The 20,462-nt window shown below is 42.1% G+C and carries 18 protein-coding genes and 1 riboswitch; of the genes, 10 read left to right on the top strand and 8 right to left on the bottom strand.

What is annotated here, in order from left to right; genetic code table 11:
• The first annotated feature begins 65 nt into the window (after positions 1-65).
• From RI561_RS05605 to RI561_RS05590, 4 genes are all read left to right on the top strand, one after another.
• Complete coding sequence (locus RI561_RS05605) at positions 66-1,559, top strand: asparagine--tRNA ligase (RefSeq protein ID WP_395079245.1); 1,494 nt, start codon at positions 66-68, stop codon at positions 1,557-1,559.
• Positions 1,560-1,961: 402 nt separating this feature from the next.
• Positions 1,962-3,029: a DNA polymerase III subunit delta gene (gene holA, locus RI561_RS05600; RefSeq protein WP_395079244.1), complete on the top strand. Its 1,068-nt coding sequence runs from the start codon at positions 1,962-1,964 to the stop codon at positions 3,027-3,029.
• 48 nt (positions 3,030-3,077) lie between these two features.
• On the top strand, positions 3,078-3,689 hold the full coding sequence (locus RI561_RS05595) for a sigma-70 family RNA polymerase sigma factor (protein WP_395079243.1): 612 nt from the start codon (positions 3,078-3,080) through the stop codon (positions 3,687-3,689).
• Between the two features lie 48 nt (positions 3,690-3,737).
• Positions 3,738-3,983 carry a hypothetical protein gene (locus RI561_RS05590; RefSeq protein WP_395079242.1) on the top strand — a complete coding sequence of 82 codons (246 nt, stop codon included), beginning with the start codon at positions 3,738-3,740 and terminating at the stop codon, positions 3,981-3,983.
• 113 nt (positions 3,984-4,096) lie between these two features.
• On the opposite strand, the gene RI561_RS05585 is transcribed toward RI561_RS05590, so the two are convergent.
• From RI561_RS05585 to RI561_RS05570, 4 genes are read right to left on the bottom strand one after another with little or no spacing between them, the layout of a single operon-like run.
• Positions 4,097-6,079: a thiamine pyrophosphate-dependent enzyme gene (locus RI561_RS05585; RefSeq protein WP_395079241.1), complete on the bottom strand. Its 1,983-nt coding sequence runs from the start codon at positions 6,077-6,079 to the stop codon at positions 4,097-4,099.
• 22 nt (positions 6,080-6,101) lie between these two features.
• Positions 6,102-7,076: a deoxyhypusine synthase family protein gene (locus RI561_RS05580; RefSeq protein ID WP_395079240.1), complete on the bottom strand. Its 975-nt coding sequence runs from the start codon at positions 7,074-7,076 to the stop codon at positions 6,102-6,104.
• Positions 7,073-7,933: an agmatinase gene (gene speB, locus RI561_RS05575; protein WP_395079239.1), complete on the bottom strand. Its 861-nt coding sequence runs from the start codon at positions 7,931-7,933 to the stop codon at positions 7,073-7,075. The genes RI561_RS05580 and speB overlap by 4 nt, the downstream gene beginning before the upstream one ends.
• Positions 7,926-9,332, bottom strand: a complete 1,407-nt coding sequence (locus tag RI561_RS05570) for an arginine decarboxylase (protein ID WP_395079238.1) — start codon at positions 9,330-9,332, stop codon at positions 7,926-7,928. Before RI561_RS05570 ends, speB begins: the two co-directional genes overlap by 8 nt.
• Positions 9,333-9,565: 233 nt before the next feature.
• On the opposite strand from RI561_RS05570, the gene RI561_RS05565 reads away from it, so the two are divergent.
• The 6 genes from RI561_RS05565 (at position 9,566) to RI561_RS05540 (ending at position 17,567) form a co-directional block, all read left to right on the top strand.
• Complete coding sequence (locus tag RI561_RS05565; protein WP_395079237.1) at positions 9,566-11,227, top strand: BamA/TamA family outer membrane protein; 1,662 nt, start codon at positions 9,566-9,568, stop codon at positions 11,225-11,227.
• Between the two features lie 223 nt (positions 11,228-11,450).
• Positions 11,451-11,669, top strand: a complete 219-nt coding sequence (locus RI561_RS05560; protein ID WP_395079236.1) for a hypothetical protein — start codon at positions 11,451-11,453, stop codon at positions 11,667-11,669.
• A complete protein-coding gene (locus RI561_RS05555; protein WP_395079235.1) occupies positions 11,666-11,935 on the top strand; it encodes a type II toxin-antitoxin system RelE/ParE family toxin in 270 nt (89 codons plus the stop codon). Before RI561_RS05560 ends, RI561_RS05555 begins: the two co-directional genes overlap by 4 nt.
• A gap of 459 nt (positions 11,936-12,394) precedes the next feature.
• Positions 12,395-12,503, top strand: a riboswitch (SAM riboswitch).
• 269 nt (positions 12,504-12,772) lie between these two features.
• Positions 12,773-13,738, top strand: a complete 966-nt coding sequence (locus RI561_RS05550) for a homocysteine S-methyltransferase family protein (RefSeq protein ID WP_395079289.1) — start codon at positions 12,773-12,775, stop codon at positions 13,736-13,738.
• A gap of 176 nt (positions 13,739-13,914) precedes the next feature.
• Positions 13,915-16,614, top strand: a complete 2,700-nt coding sequence (gene metH, locus RI561_RS05545) for a methionine synthase (RefSeq protein WP_395079234.1) — start codon at positions 13,915-13,917, stop codon at positions 16,612-16,614.
• Positions 16,611-17,567: a methylenetetrahydrofolate reductase gene (locus RI561_RS05540; RefSeq protein WP_395079233.1), complete on the top strand. Its 957-nt coding sequence runs from the start codon at positions 16,611-16,613 to the stop codon at positions 17,565-17,567. The genes metH and RI561_RS05540 overlap by 4 nt, the downstream gene beginning before the upstream one ends.
• A 90-nt stretch (positions 17,568-17,657) precedes the next feature.
• Here the strand turns inward: RI561_RS05540 and RI561_RS05535 are convergent, their stop codons facing one another.
• Genes RI561_RS05535 through RI561_RS05520 form a run of 4 tightly spaced genes read right to left on the bottom strand, consistent with a single transcriptional unit; the run spans position 17,658 to position 20,460 of the window.
• Complete coding sequence (locus tag RI561_RS05535) at positions 17,658-18,167, bottom strand: hypothetical protein (RefSeq protein ID WP_395079232.1); 510 nt, start codon at positions 18,165-18,167, stop codon at positions 17,658-17,660.
• Between the two features lie 9 nt (positions 18,168-18,176).
• Positions 18,177-18,980 carry a class I SAM-dependent methyltransferase gene (locus tag RI561_RS05530; protein ID WP_395079231.1) on the bottom strand — a complete coding sequence of 268 codons (804 nt, stop codon included), beginning with the start codon at positions 18,978-18,980 and terminating at the stop codon, positions 18,177-18,179.
• 18 nt (positions 18,981-18,998) lie between these two features.
• On the bottom strand, positions 18,999-19,388 hold the full coding sequence (locus RI561_RS05525) for a cupin domain-containing protein (protein WP_395079230.1): 390 nt from the start codon (positions 19,386-19,388) through the stop codon (positions 18,999-19,001).
• A complete protein-coding gene (locus tag RI561_RS05520) occupies positions 19,363-20,460 on the bottom strand; it encodes an RDD family protein (protein ID WP_395079229.1) in 1,098 nt (365 codons plus the stop codon). Before RI561_RS05520 ends, RI561_RS05525 begins: the two co-directional genes overlap by 26 nt.
• Positions 20,461-20,462 lie beyond the last annotated feature (2 nt).

Genomic DNA, 20,462 nt, shown 5'->3' with positions numbered 1-20,462 from the left:
CCTTGAACCTAAAACCTTGAACCTATTCAAATCATCAATCCAAAATCATCAATCCAAAAATCCAAATGACCTACATCAAAAATCTTTCTGATCACGTCGATAAAGAAGTAACCCTTAAAGGCTGGGTATATAATTACCGTAGTAGCGGTAGCCTTGTCTTTATTGAGATGAGAGACGGAACGGGACTTACCCAGTGTGTAGTTGCTAAAGATGATGTCTCAGAAGATGCATGGGAAGGGGCAAATTCTCTAAAGCAGGAGAGTTCGCTTGAAATAACCGGTACCGTTAAAGCAGATGAGCGTAGTATTGGTGGACATGAGGTTCATGTTTCAGATGTTAAAGTAATTCAAGTGGCCGAGAACTATCCGATTACTCCAAAAGAGCACGGTGTTGAGTTTTTGATGAATAACCGACACTTATGGCTTCGAAGTCAGCGACAGTGGGCAGCCATGCGGGTACGGAATGAGATTATTTTTGCCATTCACACCTTTTTCCAGGGACGCGGATTCGTGCAAATGGATTCCCCAATCTTCACCGGAAATGCAGCCGAGGGAAGTACGACCTTATTTGAAACTGACTATTTCGAGGATAAAGCGTATCTGGCACAAACCGGTCAGTTATACGGTGAGGCTATGGCTATGGCACACGGACAGATTTATACTTTTGGTCCAACTTTTCGTGCTGAAAAATCCAAAACACGTCGTCACCTAACAGAATTCTGGATGATCGAGCCGGAAATGGCTTACTATGATCTGGACATGAATATGGACTTGGCTGAGGATATGATAAAAGCCATAGTCTCCCAGGTATTAGAAAAGTGCCAGAATGAATTAGAGATTCTGGAACGTGATATTTCAGCCTTAGAAAAAATAGCAGAAAAGCCATTCGAACGAATGACTTATACCGAAGCCGTCGATATCCTGACCAGCGATGATACCGCGAATATGTTGGACGAAATGGCTGAATCTCGCCGACAGGAAAAGCTTGATTTGGAGAAAGAGGAAGAAGAGATCAAAAAAGAAAAAGGGCAGGCCAAGAAATGGCGAAAAGCCCAAATTGATCAACGTATCAAAGAGATTTCTGCACGGGTAGACCAAATTGAAGAAGACCTGCGAAACATACCAAGCTGGAAAGAATCGGCTCGAAACTTTGAGTGGGGCAATGATTTTGGCGGAAGTGATGAAACTGTATTAATGATGCAGTTCGACGTACCGTTGATTGTAACCCACTGGCCGGCTGAAATCAAAGCCTTCTATATGAAGCGTGATGAAACAGATAAACTCGCTTTAGGGATGGATATTTTAGCTCCTGAGGGCTATGGCGAAATTGTTGGGGGCTCACAGCGCGAAGACAGTCTGGAAGTGCTTGAAGAAAGAATTGCCGAAGAAGGTCTCGATAAAGAGGTATTTGAATGGTACTTAGATCTGCGTCGCTTTGGAACGGTACCACACTCCGGTTACGGACTTGGTCTGGAACGCACCGTTTCTTGGATCTGTGGCCTTTCGCACGTCCGCGAAACCATTCCATTCCCAAGAATGATGGGACGCCTTACACCGTAATTTTGGAATTATCAAATTTCAATTATCAAGTCCATCATTTCGCTTACTATGTACAAGGTGATATTGCTTAATTCAATGATGTATACGCTTCATTCAAAGCCATAATCGACTTACCTAAATCCTCTCCTTCAGCAAGGAGAGGACTTCACTAGTTAGTTTGAAACTGAAAAATTTACTCAAGGGTACGGAATCTAAAAAGAGTCCTCCTCCTTGTTGAAGGAGGAGACAGAGGAGGTCGGAGTTAGTGGAATTGGTTTCTTTGTAGAGACGCTGCAAATCCTTCCAGGATTCAAGCAATGTAGGTTGAACCAAACTAAACACTCCAAACTCTGGAAGGGTTGGGTTTCAAGCAATTCAAATTCCTTATTTCATTCAACCTGACTTTCCTTATCTTTGCCAGCCATGGCACGAAAGCAAAACAGCAATCAGATTTATCAGCAGGTAGTTGGGGAATTAAACTCCGGCAACCTAAAGCCTATTTACTATCTGTTTGGGGAAGAAGAATTCTACCTCGACCGATTGCTTGATTTGTTTTCGAAAGTCATTCCCCCCGATCAGAAAGACTTCAATTTTGATTTGCTGTATGGTCAGGACGTTACTCCGGCTCAAGCCCTATCTATTGCGCGGAGTTTCCCCATGATGGCCGAAATGCGGGTTCTTATTATCCGAAATTTTCTTCAGCTTAAAAAAGGGGGAGGAGATGATGGTACGCCCGGAGGACATATAAATGATTTTATCCAATATATTGAAAGTCCCAATCCCACTACACTTCTGGTTTGTATTGATGAAAAAAAGCCACCCGGCAACACGAATGTTGGGAAAGCCTTCAAAAAAAATAAGAATGTAGGCTTTCATCAATTTGAACGCATGCCCGATTACCTGATCCCGGATTGGGTGATTGATTGGGTAAGAAGCCATCACTCCAAAAATATAGAGCCGGCAGCAGCTCAGTTGCTGGCACAATTTGTGGGTAATAATCTGCAGTTACTGTCCACAGAAATAGATAAAGTGTGCACTTTTGTGGACACTTCAGATACTGTCTCAGAAGCTGACGTAAAAAAAATAATCGGTTCATATCGCGAATATGGGGCTATAGAGCTCAAAGACGCCATCATAGCGCGAAATTTAGAACAAGCTCTTTACATCTCGGAACAGATGTTGCAACACACTAAATCAGACACGGGAGAATTGATTCGAACCGTGGGGTTCTTTAACAGTGTGTTTGTAAATGTCTGGCAGATTTTGAGGCTCTCCGAAAAGGGAGTAAGTAAAAGTCAGGTCCAGAGCGAGTTGGGTATCAAGAATAATTGGTACTTCAATAAACTTTGGGATGATGCCTCAAATTTCCGCTATGCGGAAATGCCTCGGATTTTTGAAGCCCTTTTGGACGCCGATCGCGCCATCAAAGGCTTTAGCACATTAGACTCCACTTCGATTTTATTCTTCCTGGTCAAGCGAATCATCGGGTAAGACGATTCGCGCCCAATAGAATCGAAATCAAACAATTGGAGTTTAGTTATGAATGCTTTTCAAGCTGCATCTGTCAAGAACTATAGCGATGAAGACCTAATGGAATATTTCCAAAATGGAAAAGAGATGGCCTTTAATGAGTTGGTTTATCGCTATCAGAATCGCCTGCACAACTTTCTGTATCGCTACACCCACAACCATCAGGATTGCGAAGATCTGGTGCAAGAAACCTTTCTCAGAGTTCATAAAAGCAAGCACACTTACGAGCGTATCGCCAAATTTTCTACCTGGATGTACACCATTGCTTTGAATCTTGCCAAGAGTTTATACAAAAAGAAGCAACGGATGTATAAAGTGCCGATTCATAAAGATGAATCTGACCCCGATGATCGAGAGCTTCTCCTGGAGGATTCAACTATCCTTCAGGATGATGCTCTTCATGAGAAACTAAGTATGGAGAAACTCGAACAGGCCCTGATGGAATTGCCGGAAGATTTTCGGGAAGTGGTCATTCTCAGAGACCTTCAACAACTGACCTACGAAGAAATTTCTGAGATCACCGATACCCCAATGGGTACTGTAAAATCCAGAATTAATCGCGGGAGAGCTCAAATTCAAGCCCTTATAAAAGATTACGTTCAGTTGGGAACAAATGCCTGAAGAATGAACTAAAAGGAGAGTGAAGGATTAATTTAACAAACTCCCCAAATGCCCAATTATTTAGATAAAGAATACCACCCGGTAATTGAAGATTTCATCTTTGATTACGTAGAAGGAAATATGGACTTGGTTGATAGAGCCACTTTCGAGGAAGTGCTGGTTCACGATGATGATCTCCGTGAGTTGGCATTTTCTGCGAAAGCTGGAAAAAAGCTGCTCGAACAGTATCAGGAAATAAAAGCTAAAGAAGGATTTTTAAATCAGTTGCTGACATCAATTTCATCTGATAAGTGATTAGATGTATCTGAGCCTAATTTTCTCTTAAACACCATTAAAATTGGAATTAACAGAGAAACGAAGTTTCAATAAAATTGAAACAAATGGCTTTGTATCAAAATTAGTGAAACTCAATAGTCTAATAATTTTTGTAACTGTTTCTGAAGTTTAGCATCAGCCATAAATCCATTCTCGAGGTTTTTATCATGCGGAATGGGGGTATCCATAGAAGCACAACGCATAACCGGGGCATCTAACCACTCAAAGCATTCTTCGGATATAATGGCTGAAATTTCGCTAAGAGGACCTAATGTAAGTGAAGGTTCCTGTAGCAGCAACACTTTCCCTGTTTTTTGCACCGTTTTTCGGATGGCATCTTTATCTAAGGGGAGTAGGGTTCGGAGATCCAAAATTTCCAGTGAAATGTCTTTTTTCTCATATTCTGAAGCTATTTCAAGTGCCCACTGCACACCCATTCCATAGGTAATAATAGTTGCATCAGTTCCATCTTTCCTGACTTTAGCTTTACCTAAAGGTTCGTAGTTTGATTTATCAGGAATAGTAGCTTTCAGGCTCCGGTAGAGCTTTTTGTGCTCAAAGAAAAGAACCGGATTAGGATCATGTAAGGAGCTGTACAGCAGATTCATAGCATCTTCCACGGTACCAGGAATAACCACTTTTAACCCGGGAATTTGCATAAACCAGCCTTCCACAGATTGGGAATGAAACGGTCCGGCTCCCACACCGCCTCCATGGGGTGCGCGAATGGTAACATTCAGCGGAGGTGCCCAGCGGTAGTGAGATTTAGCCAGATTATTCACAATCTGGTTAAATCCGCAGGAAATGAAATCAGCAAACTGCATTTCGACCACCGGCTTAAATCCTTCCAAAGCCAAACCCATAGCAGCTCCCAAAGCCCCGGATTCAATAATTGGTGTATTGCGAACACGCTCCTTACCAAATTGATCAAGAAACCCTTCCGTGATCTTGAACACTCCTCCGTATTCAGCCACATCCTGTCCCATAATCAGAAATTGATCATCCTCTTCGAATGCTTGTTTTAAGGAGGCTTGAATAGCATCTACAAACCTCATTTCAGTTTCATTTCCTTCTTTTTGTGGAGGGAATTCACTGGGCTCGGGAGCATACACTTTTGATAATTCCCGTTCTTCATGAAAAGTTGGGTCGGAAGCATTCAATGCCTTATCCAACTTTTTTTTGAAGGATTCATCAATTTCTTTAGTAAATTTTTTGAAATCATCTTTGGTATAGAAGCCCTCAGATTCCATGAAATTTTCAACTCTTAAAATCGGATCTTTTTCAGCCCAATTTTCAAACAGTACGTCAGGTACATAATGGGTACCTGAAGCTTCCTCATGTCCGCGCATGCGAAAAGTTTTGGCTTCTATCAGAACCGGTTCACCTTTTAGAGCAAGTTTACGGGCTTTCTCCACGGTTTCCATTACTTCAAAGATATTGTTCCCGTCAATGTTAAAACCGTGCATTCCATATCCCTTAGCACGATCGGCGAGATGCTCACAAGCGAACTGTTCGGAAGTAGGGGTTGAGAGTCCGTACCCGTTATTCTCGATGATAAAGACCACCGGTAATTCCCAAACAGCTGCCAGATTCAGAGCTTCATGAAAATCACCTTCACTGGTAGCGCCATCTCCGCAAAAAGAAAAAGCGACGGCGTCTTCTCCTTTTAATTTCTTTGCAAGAGCAAGTCCGTCGGCAACCGGCATCATGGCCGCAAGGTGAGAGATCATCCCAATGATTTTGTATTCTGGAATTCCAAAGTGAAAAGAGCGATCCCGACCTTCAGTGAAGCCATGTGCCTTCCCAAAAAGCTGACAAAAGAGGGGATAGAGTGGGACCTCCCGGGAGGTAAATACCCCGAGGTTGCGATGCATGGGTAAAATGTAATCTTCGGGTTCAGCCGAGAGCGTAACCCCAACCCCAACCGCTTCCTGACCAATTCCTGAAAACCATTTACTGATTTTATTTTGTCTCAAGAGCTTGAGCATTCGTTCTTCAATTCGCCGAGGCAGTAACAGGCTTTTATAAATGTGAAGTGCTCGCTCTTTTGAAATGTTTTTATCGGTAATAGCCACGCTGCTTTCGTTTGGTTAAATGTTACCAGTCCAACAGATAAGCAAAAATTAGCGGAGCTACAATAGTAGCATCAGATTCTATAATGAATTTTGGAGTTTCTATCCCCAATTTACCCCAGGTAATTTTTTCATTTGGGACGGCTCCTGAGTACGAGCCATAACTGGTGGTTGAATCGCTAATTTGGCAAAAGTAAGACCACAAAGGAGTGTCTTTCAGACCAAGGTCTTGCTCCATCATGGGTACTACGCATATTGGGAAGTCGCCGGCAATTCCACCGCCAATTTGGAAAAAACCGACTCCGTTTTCTGCATTATTTTTATACCAATCCGTAAGAAACATCATGTATTCAATGCCGGATTTTACGGCTGAAGGTTTTGTACGTCCTTCAATGCAGTGAGAGGCAAAGAAATTACCGCAGGTGGAATCTTCCCACCCGGGCACAATAATCGGAAGGTTTTTCTCTGCTGCTGCCAATAACCATGAATCTTTTGGGTCTATTTGATAGTCATCTTCCATGTCACCACTTAAGAGCATATCATAAAAATACTCATGCGGGAGATGTCGTTCATTATCCTTGCTTGCTTTCACCCATCGTTTCACCAAATGGCCTTCAATACGACGCATAGCTTCTTCTTCAGGAATACAGGTGTCCGTTACGCGATTGAAATGTTGATCAAGTAATTCCTGCTCATCCTGCGGACTCAGATCCCGGTAATTGGGAATGCGTTTGTAGTGATTATGAGCTACCAGGTTGAAAATATCCTCTTCCAAATTGGCTCCGGTACAGGTGATAATATGTACCTTATCCTGACGAATCATTTCAGCCAGCGACAGCCCCAGTTCCCCGGAACTCATGGCCCCGGCCAGGGTGATCATCATATTTGCCCCGGAATTCAGCTGATCTTCGTAAGCCTTTGCAGCATCAACCAATGAAGCAGCATTGAAATGTCGAAAATGGTGGGTTAAGAAATCTGAAACAGGTCCTTTGTTACTCATGAGTTAGCAAATTTATAGCTTAGCATTTTATAGTAGAGTTTGGCGGCCAAAAATTGAGGTGCTGTCAATCCATCGATGGGGGCGAGTTCAACGATATCAAATCCCAATACATTTTTTTGTTGAAATACATTTTTGAGGTATTGGATGGTGGAATTCCAAAGTAGGCCACCGGGTTCAGTTGTTCCGGTAGCGGGCATTATTGAGGGATCAAAAGCATCCAGATCAAAGGTGATGTAAACATTATCCGTCATTTTACTGATAGATTCTTTCATCCAGTTTGTGTGACCATACATGTCTTCAGCAAAAAAACACTTATCACGATCTAAATAATCAAGTTCACCGGAATCCATACTTCGGATACCTACCTGAATGAGATTTGCATTTTGGGATGCATCATATACGGCACAAGCATGGTTATAGGGAGAACCGTGGTACTCGGGACGAAGATCGGTATGGGCATCAATTTGTAGGATAGTGATATCGGGATGAGCCTCATAAAACGCTTTAATGATACCTATGCTTATGGAGTGTTCACCACCAAAAAAGGTGAGAAATTTATTGGTTTTAAGTAGTTCCTTAGTGTTTTTATAAACTGCCTCAAACATCGCTTCCGGGGATTCATCTTCCAAAATGGGTTCAATGATATGAACACCTTTTTTATAGACTTCGCTGTCCGTTTCAATGTCATAAATCTCCATATTCTGTGTAGCATCCAGAAAAGCGCCAAAACCTTCGTCGGCACCTTTGCCCCAGGTACTGGTACCGTCATATGGGATTGATTGCAACAGAATGGCTGCATTATCATATAGATTATGCTCACCTTCAATTCCGGCATAAATGGGGTTATTATCAGTCATTGTATCCTAAAATATTTAGCATGTTGTCCACAGTCTGTTCATCACGATAAACGTAATCAAAAAGATTGCCGTTTTCGTCTTCATCTACCACAATATGTTTTGGAGAGGGAATCAGGCAGTGTTTAATTCCGCCATATCCGCTAATAGAATCCTGGTATGCACCTGTGTGGAAAAAGCCAATGTACAACGGTTCATCTTCATCATTCGAATAAGCCGGTAACATAACCTGCTGATTTAGTTCTTCTGAATTGTAATAATCGGAATGATCGCAGCTTATTCCTCCAATATTGACTCGCTTATACTGGTTTTGCCATTTGTTGAGTGGCAATAGAATAAATTTCTCATTGATGGACCAGGCATCGGGGATAGTATTCATCAGGCTATTGTCGATGAGGTACCAAAGTTCAGCATCGTTTTGCTGTTTTTGTTCCAACACCTGGAAGATCACAGCACCACTTTCACCTACCGTATATTTCCCAAATTCGGTATAGATATCCGGTTCTTCTACACCGTCTTCTTTACAAGCTTCCTGAATATTCCGGACAATTTCACCGGTGATATACTCATAATCAAAATCAAAATTGAGACTATTCTGAATGGGAAATCCACCTCCAATATTAATGGCTCGAACCGATGGAACTGCTTTTTTGATTTTCGTGAACTGAGAAAGAGCTTTTTTAAATTCATTCCAGTAATACATGGTATCGCTGACTCCCGAGTCCACAAAGAAATGCACCATTACAAGTTCAACGCGGTCATTGTCTGAAATTTTTTCCTTCACAAAATCTACAACCTCACGTTTATTTATGCCAAGTCTCGAGGTGTAGTAGGCCGCCTGTGGATCTTCTTCAATGGAAAGTCTTAATCCAATTTTAATAGGTTCCTTGGTATCAAGCTCCATTAGCTTATCAAGTTCACCAACATTATCCAATACGGTTATGGAATTTGAAAATCCTTTATTTATTAATCGCCCAATTTTTTTAATGTAATCTTCAGTTTTATAACCGTTATGAACGATGGTCTTATCTATATTAAAAACTTCCTTTTGATGTAGCTTTTCAATCAGGTCAATATCAAATGAAGAGGATGTTTCGAGTGAGACGTTTTCTTTGAGAGCCGTACGTACTACATGATTGAAGTGACAGCATTTGGTACAATAACAGAACTCGTATTGGCCCGAGTAGTTATTTTCTTTTATAGCTTTGTTAAAATATTGACGTGACAGGCGAATTTTCTCCCAGATTTTTGGCAAGTAGGAGATTTTAAATGGAGTGCCATACTTCTGAATTAGCCCATGCAGATCAACATCATTGAAATGAAGCGTGCCATCAACCAACTTAAACCCATTTTGAGGAAAATGGTACGTCTGGTCGATGAGATCAAAATAATTATTTTTCATTAGGCAGTGTAAAGATCAAAAAAAATTAAATGAATAGTGAGTTAAAAAGAATAGAAATATACGAGTTAATTGCAATTGATTGATATAGGTGTGAATATTTTTTCTGAGGGCAAATATTTTTAAATATTCAATATTCAACACGGAATAATGAATGTCCAAATTTACTCAAATCATAATGAGTAAGGAGATTCATTCCACCTGCACGAGAACAAAAAAGAGTGTAGATTTAAGGCATGTACAATAGAATTTGTGGCTTCCTTATGGTTTTGATGTCTCTGGCAACGGGATTACTTCGGGCACAAGAGACCGATTTTCGTGTTTATGGAAGCGATGCTGAAATTATACTGCCGGATTCAGTAAAAGTAAAATTAATCAACCAAGTTGAACCGCCTAAGAATATTTTGCTGCAGTGGCTTACGGCTGATGGCTACCTGAGTGCTACAGTTGACTCGGTCTATTCTGATAGGGCATATATTACCCGATATTGCCCATTTGAAGTTGAGAATTTCCAGATAACTTATTCTGGTGATATAGATTCAACCTATAATGTTTCTCCAGATGAACACTATTCGCAACAATGGCTCACTCGTACAATTGAGCTTCATTTATCTGAACTGCTTAGACAAGGATATCCATTTGCAGAGGCAGAGATTACCCGGTTCACCCCGAAGTATGAAGATTGTTCGATGGACATTGTAATAACTACTGAAACTGCAGAAAAGGCTAAAGCTTCAGATATCTATTTTTCGGGAACGGAAACGAGTAACCGAGAGTATTTGCGGAAGGTTTCACGGTTTCGGCCGGGAGAGTTGATTACGCCAAATTATCTGAGGTTCTTACAGTCCAATTTGAATGCCAGTGAGCTGTTCAATTTTGTGGGAGAGGGACAAATCTTGATTCGTGAAGGCGAGCCGGTGATAGTATTTGAAGTGCAGGAGCGATCACTGAATCAGTTTGATGGAGTGCTTGGCTACGTGCCGAATGCTGCCGGAAATGGACAGATTGTGGGTGATGTGGAGCTGTCACTCTGGAATGTACTGATACAGGGCAATGGACTAAATTTGCACTACCAGCGCCTTCGACCGGAAACCAGTGAATTGGAAGTGAGCGTTTCCCAGGATTGGATCGGGGAGGTACCTATAGGGTTGTCGGCAGGATTTCAGTTTTACCAGAATGATACCACTTATCAGTCGCGGCAGTTTAATTTGGGGGGAAGTTATCGGGTTTCTGGTGGCTTTAAACTTACCGGAGGTATCGAGTTTCAGTCTTCGGTATCGGGAGGAAATGTGCCAATGGTTGTGGAGCCGGATGGCAGCAAGCGTACCGCTCGGCTTGGTTTCGAATACACCAATCTCGATCGTTTTGATGTACCAACTTCAGGTAACCAACTGTCTTTGAGTTACGGGATCGCCAATAAGAATTTACAAGAAGACTCGACCGGGTCATTCGTACAGAATGTGCTGGAACTGGAAGCCCGGCAGTATATACCGCTGTTTGAACGGAGCGTGATTGCTCTGTCGGTGAAGGGGTTTTTACTGGAAGCCGACCGGGTGACCCTCAACGACTTGGTACGCTTTGGGGGCGCTAATTCCTTTCGAGGCTACGCCGAAGAACAATTCCGTGCCGGACAGTTACTCTGGGGAGACCTGGAATACCGTTTCCTACTCGATCGTCAGTCTTACTTGTTTTTGTTTGGAGCCGTGGGCCGCTACCACCGACCCAAGCTACTCACCGAAACCAATAACCAATTCCAAATAACCAATACTCTGTACTCGACAGGATTTGGATTGAGCTACCAAACCCGCCTCGGCCGACTGAAATTTACCTATGCGATCTCTCCGGAGGAAAGTATTGCGAATGGGAAGGTGCATTTTGGGATAAGGGCAGAGTTGTGATTGATAGATAAGCCTCCCTTTTATAAGGCCGAAGGAAGTGAATATCCAATAACCAACAAGGAATAATGAATATCCAAGTTAAGGAGATGGATATTGGCTATTGAATATTCATGATTGGATATTGTTAACCTCGCTGGAATGCCTTATGGAGCCTCAGCCTCAAACTAAACTCATCACTATCATCCATTTTTATTATTTTAAAACATTAATTAACTCAACTGTAATGAATAACAAAGTCAAAGAAGTTGTCAATAAGTTGGAGGAGCTTCCCAAAGAAGAGCGGGAATCCTTTGCCGCTTTCGTATTGGAAGAACTTGAAAGTGAAGAGAGGTGGTCTGAGTTATTCAAAAAATCAGGTTCAGTACTTACTAATTTAGCGAATGAGGCTCTAACTGAATACAAATCGGGCAAGACCAAAAAGCTTGACCAAGATAAATTATGATCTCCAGAACAACCGATAAGTTTTGGAAATATTACGAACGCCTTCCTGAAAACGTTAAAGAAAAGGCCAAAAAAGCCTATCAATATTTTGAAGAAAATCCGGCTCATCCCAGTCTACGGTTCAAGAAAGTAAATGATGATCCTAAAGTATATTCTGTCAGGATTTCAATAGAATATCGTGCACTTGGTGTTTTAGAAGGCAATGAAATTATTTGGTTTTGGGTCGGCTCGCATGATGATTATGAAGAGCTTATCAATCAGTTTTAATTTTTGATTTTTTTAACCTCGTTCCGGTGCTCTACCCAGGAATGCCATATGGAGGCTCAGCCTCAAACTTCAGAAGGGTAGTCTAGGCCCCCAAGCGTTAAACCTTTCCATGTTCTTTTGTACCGACAAAAGAACCAAAAACTCTCGGCTGCGAAAAAAGAGCTAAAGTTGACTCCATTACGCTAAAATAAACTGAAGCTCCTTGACTGTCAGATTTCGCTTCTTTTCTATTCAGCGGAACAGTTTATTTCTTAACGCTTCATTCCGTCATCTTCTTAACGCTCTTTTTTCTAAGGCCGAATTACTCTTCTTCTTCTGTGATGATCCGCTCAATCCGCCAAATCCGTGCCTGTCCCGTATAAACTTGTCGGGGTTCTATTCCTAAAGTATAATTAAGCACCATAACAAGTTGCTCAGTGGCATAAAGTACTTTATATTTAACCTAAATAATTTATTGAATGCTTATAAAGAAAGACCGAGGGATGGGCCCGATGACGTCTTGGCAACCACTTCTGAAAAGGAGGCAGGTGCCAAATCCCACATCGCATCATGCGGTGAAAGATAAGCGAGCTGATCCCTCACCGACTCTTTCTGTATAAGCCAATCTTTGATAAGAAGAGTTAGTTAAATCAACCTAATTAGTAGAACCTGTGAGCGTTCGCAGATCCTCGCAGCGTTCGGATTTAAGGTAATGTTGCCGAATACCCACAACGCTCGCAGGACCTACGGTCGCTGCGAGGTTGCTACTTCTTATTTTAAATACTTCATTTTAAACAGATATAGAAAGTGAACATCAAAGACGTTTTACAAGACCGCATTTTGATCCTTGATGGCGCCATGGGCACTATGATTCAGCGTTATACACTGGAAGAATCTGACTTTCGTGGTAAACAATTCAAAGACCACCCCGATGACCTAAAAGGAAACAATGACCTGCTTAGCTTAACCAGACCGGATATTATTCAGGCTATTCACGAAGAATACTTGCAGGCCGGAGCCGATATTGTGGAAACCAATACCTTTAGCGGAAACAGCATCGCTCAGGCCGATTATGGTTTGGAGCATATTGTGTATGAATTGAACAAGCAGTCGGCTGAGATCGCCAAAAAAGCCACGGACAAATTCACCCAAAAAAATCCGGATAAACCCCGATTTGTAGCCGGCTCTATGGGTCCTACGAATAAAACGGCCTCCATCTCGCCGGAAGTTACCGATCCCGGCTACCGCGCCGTTACGTTTGATGAACTTGCTGAGGCCTACAAAGAACAGGCTAGCGGACTGATGGACGGCGGTGTCGATGTATTGCTGGTAGAAACGATTTTTGATACGCTGAACGCCAAAGCTGCCCTTTTTGCGATCCAGGAGTTATTTGATGAGCGGGGAGAGGAACTTCCCATTATGGTTTCTGGAACGATCACTGATGCTTCTGGTCGCACGCTATCCGGTCAGACGGTAGAAGCTTTTCTGATTTCTGTTTCTCATGCACCGATCCTGAGTGTGGGATTTAATTGTGCGCTGGGAGCCAAGCAGCTCAAGCCGTATTTGCAAAATTTGTCTGATCGCTCACCTTTCTACATCAGTGCGTATCCCAATGCGGGATTGCCGAATGAATTTGGGGAATATGATGAAGGTCCGGATGAAATGGGGAGTCAGGTCAAAGAATACCTGGAAGATGGCTTGGTGAATATTCTTGGTGGTTGTTGTGGGACTACTCCTGCACACATCACCAAAATGGCCGAACTGGCTCGGAATTACAAACCACGGAAACTTGACGGCCAAGACGCAAAGGGAGTGTTGATATGAAAGTGAATGAAAACTATCTCAAACTCCATCTGACGGCTGAAGATAGGATTAGTAATATGAATCAAGAGCGAGAATCGTCTGATGGATTTACAGGACAAAGCTCGTGGCTGCAAATCGTCAGACGGGCATTGAGCCGTCAGACGAAGAGTTGGAATTCAAAATATTGTAGTAATTAAATGAAGACTTTACCTCTTACGCTTAGTGGACTTGAACCGCTCATTATCACCGAAGACTCCAACTTTGTGAATGTGGGAGAGCGGACCAATGTGACCGGCTCCAAAAGATTCCTGAACACCATCAAAGAAAAAAATTATGATCAGGCCCTGAAAATAGCGCTCGATCAGGTGCAGGGTGGGGCGCAGATCCTGGACGTGAATATGGACGAAGGCATGCTGGATAGTGCTGAGGAAATGACGCACTTCCTCAACCTCATCGCTTCCGACCCCGATATCGCCAAGATCCCGATTATGGTGGATTCTTCTAAGTGGGAAGTGATTTTGGCCGGACTTAAATGTATGCAGGGCAAAGGTGTGGTTAATTCCATCAGCCTGAAAGATGGGGAAGAGGAGTTCCTGCGACGAGCCAAGATGATTCGCCGATTTGGGGCCGCTGTGGTGTGCATGGCCTTTGATGAAGACGGTCAGGCCGATACCCTTCAGCGACGAAAAGAAATTTGTGGCCGGGCGTATAAAATCCTCACCGAAGAAGCCGGATTTCATCCATCCGATATCATTCTTGACCCTAACATCTTTCCGGTAGCCACGGGTATGGAAGAACATCGCCGAAATGCACTCGATTTCTTTTTAGCGGCGAAATGGATTCGTGAAAACCTTCCGGGAGCACATGTGATCGGTGGAGTGAGTAATGTCTCTTTTTCTTTCCGGGGAAATAATAGGGTTCGAGAAGCCATTCACTCCGCATTTTTGTATCACGCCATTTCGCATGGAATGGATATGGGCATCGTGAATCCAACGCAGTTGGAAGTATATGATGACATTCCCGAAGACCTTTTGGAAAGAGTAGAAGACGTGCTGTTTGACCGCCGGAATGATGCCACTGAACGACTGCTCGAGATCGCCGAAGAATACAAAGGCGAAGGTTCTTCTATCAAAAAGAAACAGGATGATGAATGGCGCAAAAAACCGGTGGAGGAACGCCTGAAACATTCGCTGGTAAAAGGCATCAACGAGTTCGTGGAAGACGACACAGAGGAAGCTCGGCAGAAGATCGGAAGTCCGCTGGAAGTGATCGAAGGTCCGTTGATGGACGGGATGAATGTGGTGGGTGATCTTTTTGGAGCCGGAAAGATGTTTTTGCCGCAGGTGGTGAAAAGTGCCCGAGTGATGAAGCAGGCTGTGGCGTACCTCACTCCATTTCTGGAAGAAGAAAAGAAGCAGAATAAAGATACAAGTGAACAACCCAAAGTACTTTTAGCAACCGTAAAAGGGGACGTTCATGACATCGGAAAAAACATCGTCAGCGTGGTGCTGGCCTGTAATAATTACGATGTGGTTGATCTTGGAGTGATGGTTCCTGCCGATAAGATCCTTGATGAAGCCGAAAAGCATAACGTCGATGCCATTGGTCTTAGCGGATTGATTACACCTTCGCTGGATGAAATGATCCACGTGGCCCGCGAGATGAAAAAACGAAATATGGATCTGCCTCTTTTGATCGGTGGGGCGACGACTTCAAGACTTCATACTGCGGTTAAAATTGACCCGGAATATGATGGCTCCATCATTCATGTACTCGATGCTTCGCGGGCGGTTTCCATTGCGGGAGATGTGATTAGCAAGCAGCGCAAGAATGGCGTCCGTTTGGAAGTGAAGAAAGAATATGAAGAGCTTCGCAAGCAACATGAAAGTCGGCAGAGTAAGAAAAAATTACTACCGTTTGAAGAAGCGGTTGTCAATAAAACGAATATTGAGTGGGAGGGGTATAAACCTCCAAAGCCTTCGTTTTTAGGGAATAAAGTATTTGATGATTATAAGATCTCCGAACTTCGAAATTATATCGACTGGTCACCCTTTTTCCGCACGTGGATGCTGACCGGAAAGTATCCGGATATTCTGGAGGATGAGGAAGTGGGAGAACAGGCACAATCCCTTTTTGATGATGCACAGCAGCTGCTGGATGAAATTGTTGAAAACGATTTATTGGAAGCAAAGGCAGTGATTGGATTCTATCCGGCGGTGGCGGATGAAGAAGATATTCAGCTTTTTGAGGATGAAGATCTTTCCAAAGAAAAAACTAAATTTCACTTTCTAAGGCAGCAAACAAAAAAGCGTTCTGGTCAGCCGAATTCGAGTTTGTCGGATTACATCGCACCAAGGGAAACCGGCATTACCGATTACATCGGATTCTTTGCCGTGACAGCTGGAATTGGGATAGAAAAGATCATCGAAAAATATGAAACCGAGAATGATGACTACAATGTGATATTAGTGAAGGCCGTGGCCGACCGATTGGCCGAAGCTTTTGCCGAACGCATGCACGAACGAGTCAGAAAAGAATTTTGGGGCTATTCTGATGAGGAGAATTTCAGCAATGAAGAACTGATAGCTGAAAAATATTCAGGTATTCGTCCGGCTCCGGGTTATCCCGCCTGTCCCGATCATACCGAAAAACGCATTTTATTTGATCTGTTGGATGTGGAGAATAATGCGAATATTAAGCTGACTGAATCCTTTGCGATGTATCCTGCTTCTTCAGTGAGTGGAATCTATTTTTCCCATCCTGAGTCGAAGTATTTCCGTGTAGGAAACCTCGGTGAAGATCAGATTATCGACTACGCACAAAGAAAATCATCTACAAAAGAGGAAGTGGAAAAATGGCTTTCTCCTAATTTAGACTACGACCCAAAATCATCATGAAAGTAACCGAACACATTGAAAAAGCTAACGGCGGAACCTTGTTTTCATTTGAAGTTTTACCTCCGCTTAAAGGACAAAATATTCGCTCTCTTTTTGACCACATGGATCCGCTCATGGAGTTCAACCCACCTTTTGTAGATGTGACCTACCACAGGGAGGAATTTGTATATAAAAAGCGAGAAAACGGACTATTGGAGCGCAAGACGGTTCGTAAACGTCCCGGTACTGTGGGTATTTGTGCGGCCATTCAAAACCACTATAAAGTGGATGCCTTGCCGCATATTATCTGTGGAGGATTTTCACGGGAAGACACCGAAAATGCCCTCATTGATCTTAATTTTTTAGGAATCGATAACGTGTTGCTTATTCAAGGTGATACGAGGAAGCCGGAGCGAGAATTTGTCCCCGAACCCGATGGACATGCACATGCTTCTGATCTGATTGAGCAAGTTGTGGACCTTAATAATGGTATTTATCTGGATGATGAGTTGGAAAATGCGACCCCGTCTGATTTTTGTATTGGGGTGGCCGGATATCCTGAAAAGCACTTCGCTGCTCCCAATATGCAAACGGATCTCAAATATTTAAAGCTGAAACAAGACCTGGGTGCAGATTACATTGTTACTCAAATGTTCTTCGATAACCAGCATTATTTTGATTTTGTGAAGAAGTGTCGGGAATTCGACATCACTTTGCCTATTGTACCGGGATTGAAACCCATCACATCCAGTAAACAGTTAACCATATTGCCTCAGCTTTTTTATGTGGATCTTCCAATGGAGCTTACCAAAGAGGTAGAGAAGTGCAAGAACAGGGATCAGGTTCGCCAGGTTGGGATTGAATGGACCATTCAGCAATCTAAGGAATTGATGGAATTTGGAGTTCCGAGCCTGCATTACTATTCGATGGGGAAATCAGCTTCGGTTTATGAGGTGGCTAAGGAGTTGTTTTGATCACAGATTGGTGTTATTAAGGGATTTCTGCTTTACGATCAAAATAATTCAGGCGTAAGCTTTGATCGCCGGAGGTTTGGGGTGTGCTTTTTAAACCGGATCAATTTCTTTGCCGAGACATTTTTCGAGAGTTCGGTGCAAATTAGTCATTTGTTTGTGGCCAAGTTTCTGTCCAAAGTAGGCAACCAGATAGAGGCTAAGGAAGACTATAACTAAAACAGGTACAAGCCATAAAATTGTAATGGGTTTATTCAGTGTCCAAAAGGATAATCCAATCATGGTAACTATAAGAGCTGCAAATGCGATAGTGGCGTAGAAAAATACAAACAAGGTCCACACGGAGGGTTTTGGTCCATACAGGCCACGTATATATGTTTTTTCGTCTTCGGTATCTAAAGTAATGGTAAGCTGAGGGGACCAAAAATGCTGTTCATTTTCAGGTGGACAAAAAGTAGCATAGCCTTCTGTGGACTTCCCGGAACAGCTACATTCAGCTTCTTTCAAATGCTTTTTAATACGCTCATTAATTTCTTTTTTACTGAGCTCTGTTTCGACATAAATGCGAGGTCGTATTCGCTTGAAGTGTATATGATCATCCATGAATAGGTATTACTTTCTTTTCTTGACTGAAATCAAAAAATAAGCAGCTGTGGTCCAAAAATTTCTCAAGAATGGTATTTTCTGAAATGCTGGATAAAGTCCTTTTGGCTTAACCCCAAATTTCCATTGATAAATGGGATTGAACAACCAATATTTCTTTTTGTTGATCACCCAATCATTTTCTACTGCAATTTTTTGAAATTGCTCAATAGTAATTCCTGTACTTTTTATCTCCAATAAGCCTTCAATTTTTTGATCCGTTTCTTTTCCCGCTTTCAGGATAAGCCGATAAAATCCATCCGGTAGAATATGATAATAGGGTAGTTTATTAAGCACTTTGTTATTGGCCAATTGTTGATGTCCACCAAAAGGCATATACCACGGTGGGAAAGCAAAAAAGACATATCCATCAGGTTTGATGAGTTTCTTAAGCTCACCCATAAATCGTTCCTGATTATGGATGTGTTCGATCACATCTTTCAGGATAACCAAGTCAAAAAGCTCATCAAATTCTTTGGCTGGATCGATGTCATAAATATCTTCAATAATGAACCTAATCTGCCCATCTTGAATCTCTTTTTGCATAAAATTTCGAGCTAACTCAACACGGCTTCCTGATAGCTCTATTCCCACACACTGATGTCCTAATTCAGTGAATGCTTTTAACACACCAGCTTCAGCACATCCAATTTCAAGGATTCGTAAAGGTTTTTTATTGGGCATAAACTCCTTAACAAACGGTACAATATACTCTTTTGAGGTCTTGTACTGCATGTTGAAGTAGCGGTCTTTATCTTTGTGGAATTCGTACATGGTGGCATTAATTCCCTTTTAAATCCATTCCTGATCTTCAGTTTTTACACTTCTGCCAGTTTGGGTTGAACCCGTATGGAATGTTGATTTAGGCTCAATTAGCATTACCCAACATTCTTCTTTAGCAACTGGCAAATGATCAACACCTGCCGGTACTATATACATTTCACCTTCAGTTAAGTTTACATCGTTTCTATCCCTGAATTTTAGCATAAGTGACCCTTTCACAATATAAAAGAGTTCATCTTCGTGCTCATGAGCATGCCAAATAAATTTTCCTTTGAGCTTGGCGAGCTTTACATATTGGTTATTAAATTCAGCTATAATTTTATGTGTCCAATATTCATCGAAGAGTTCGAATTTAGTTATAATTCTTTTAGGATCAGGGTTCATCACTGTTTTGCTCATTCTCCTCAAGAAGGTTTTCTTTTCTAAGTACTTTACTTGTGAGGTCTTTGTATTTATTTATTTTTTTAATTCTTGTATCAATGACAACTGTACCGGCTATTTTATCATGAATGCCTTGCCGATTTGCATCCCAATATACTTGGAAAAAACCAAGCAGACCGGTTGCTAATCCGGCGGCATATCCTCCAAATCTCTCGAAGGAATACCAAATACCAATAGGTTCATTGTTGAGCCTTACTACTTTTAACCCAAGCAGTTTTTTCCCGGCGGTATGTCCGTTAAAAAGTGCGAGGGAAAGAATAAAGTATAATCCCATCCATCCAAAGGTGAGGCCGAAATCTTCTCCGGCTGCTCTGGCAGATTTTATAAATCCGGGGTTTTCAATTTCATCTCTTAGATCTTCATTTTCATCTTCAAGATCATCAATACGGTCAGTAAAAATTTTATTTCGGGCTTGAAGCTCAGATATTTCAGGGGCCGCAATATTTCCTGCAATAAGAACTCTAAGGCTGTCTGTTAAGGCAGAATCTCCCATATCTATTGCCTGGACAAATGAAAGTAATTGAGCTCGAGAAAGTGAGTCGTATTTTTTTGTCCGAACGGAATCAATAGTTGAAAGGTCATCTCCCAGTTGTTCTGCATAGGCTTCTAATGCAGCAATATCATTTTGATTCGTAAAATCTGTACTAGCCATTTTTTCTGAAAAGTCATCCCATTCAACTCCTTCAGGCACAACAATGTTGTCACTGAGTGTCGGTTTTTCATTATCGGTTCCTTCCAATAAGCCTATTGAAGCTAAGAATACAAAGATACTGGCAAAGGCTGCTCCGGTATATCTTAATATATTTTGCCAGCGTACATCATTTTTGGTACGTATTGCAATCCATACAAACACACCGGCAGAAGCCAATGCGAGAGTTACATTCCCAAGAGAAGAAAGTATGGCCGCTATGAAAAGATCAATTAAAAGAGCTAGAAGACGCCTTTTAGGAGTAGCAAGAGGAAGGCCAAGTAATTCTGGATCGATTTCAAAAGCATATGGGGTTATGATCTGTTTTGGATCATTTTTCATAG

The sequence above is a fragment of the Gracilimonas sp. genome, assembly GCF_031581265.1.
Classification (GTDB): Bacteria; Bacteroidota; Rhodothermia; order Balneolales; family Balneolaceae; genus Gracilimonas.
Note: the sequence above shows the minus strand (reverse complement) of the source record. Positions and strands in the feature narration are given on the sequence as shown.

Bases quoted from the DNA above. Each gene is read 5' to 3' on its own strand.
- RI561_RS05590 (WP_395079242.1), top strand. From the start codon at position 3,738: ATGCCCAATTATTTAGATAAAGAATACCACCCGGTAATTGAAGATTTC.
- speB (WP_395079239.1), bottom strand. From the start codon at position 7,933: ATGACTGATAATAACCCCATTTATGCCGGAATTGAAGGTGAGCATAAT.
- RI561_RS05580 (WP_395079240.1), bottom strand. From the start codon at position 7,076: ATGAGTAACAAAGGACCTGTTTCAGATTTCTTAACCCACCATTTTCGA.
- RI561_RS05525 (WP_395079230.1), bottom strand. From the start codon at position 19,388: ATGAGCAAAACAGTGATGAACCCTGATCCTAAAAGAATTATAACTAAA.
- RI561_RS05540 (WP_395079233.1), top strand. From the start codon at position 16,611: ATGAAAGTAACCGAACACATTGAAAAAGCTAACGGCGGAACCTTGTTT.
- RI561_RS05570 (WP_395079238.1), bottom strand. From the start codon at position 9,332: ATGAAAAATAATTATTTTGATCTCATCGACCAGACGTACCATTTTCCT.
- RI561_RS05535 (WP_395079232.1), bottom strand. From the start codon at position 18,167: ATGGATGATCATATACACTTCAAGCGAATACGACCTCGCATTTATGTC.
- RI561_RS05605 (WP_395079245.1), top strand. From the start codon at position 66: ATGACCTACATCAAAAATCTTTCTGATCACGTCGATAAAGAAGTAACC.
- RI561_RS05520 (WP_395079229.1), bottom strand. From the start codon at position 20,460: ATGAAAAATGATCCAAAACAGATCATAACCCCATATGCTTTTGAAATC.
- metH (WP_395079234.1), top strand. From the start codon at position 13,915: ATGAAGACTTTACCTCTTACGCTTAGTGGACTTGAACCGCTCATTATC.
- RI561_RS05555 (WP_395079235.1), top strand. From the start codon at position 11,666: ATGATCTCCAGAACAACCGATAAGTTTTGGAAATATTACGAACGCCTT.
- RI561_RS05565 (WP_395079237.1), top strand. From the start codon at position 9,566: ATGTACAATAGAATTTGTGGCTTCCTTATGGTTTTGATGTCTCTGGCA.
- RI561_RS05530 (WP_395079231.1), bottom strand. From the start codon at position 18,980: ATGTACGAATTCCACAAAGATAAAGACCGCTACTTCAACATGCAGTAC.
- RI561_RS05550 (WP_395079289.1), top strand. From the start codon at position 12,773: ATGGGCACTATGATTCAGCGTTATACACTGGAAGAATCTGACTTTCGT.
- holA (WP_395079244.1), top strand. From the start codon at position 1,962: ATGGCACGAAAGCAAAACAGCAATCAGATTTATCAGCAGGTAGTTGGG.
- RI561_RS05595 (WP_395079243.1), top strand. From the start codon at position 3,078: ATGAATGCTTTTCAAGCTGCATCTGTCAAGAACTATAGCGATGAAGAC.
- RI561_RS05560 (WP_395079236.1), top strand. From the start codon at position 11,451: ATGAATAACAAAGTCAAAGAAGTTGTCAATAAGTTGGAGGAGCTTCCC.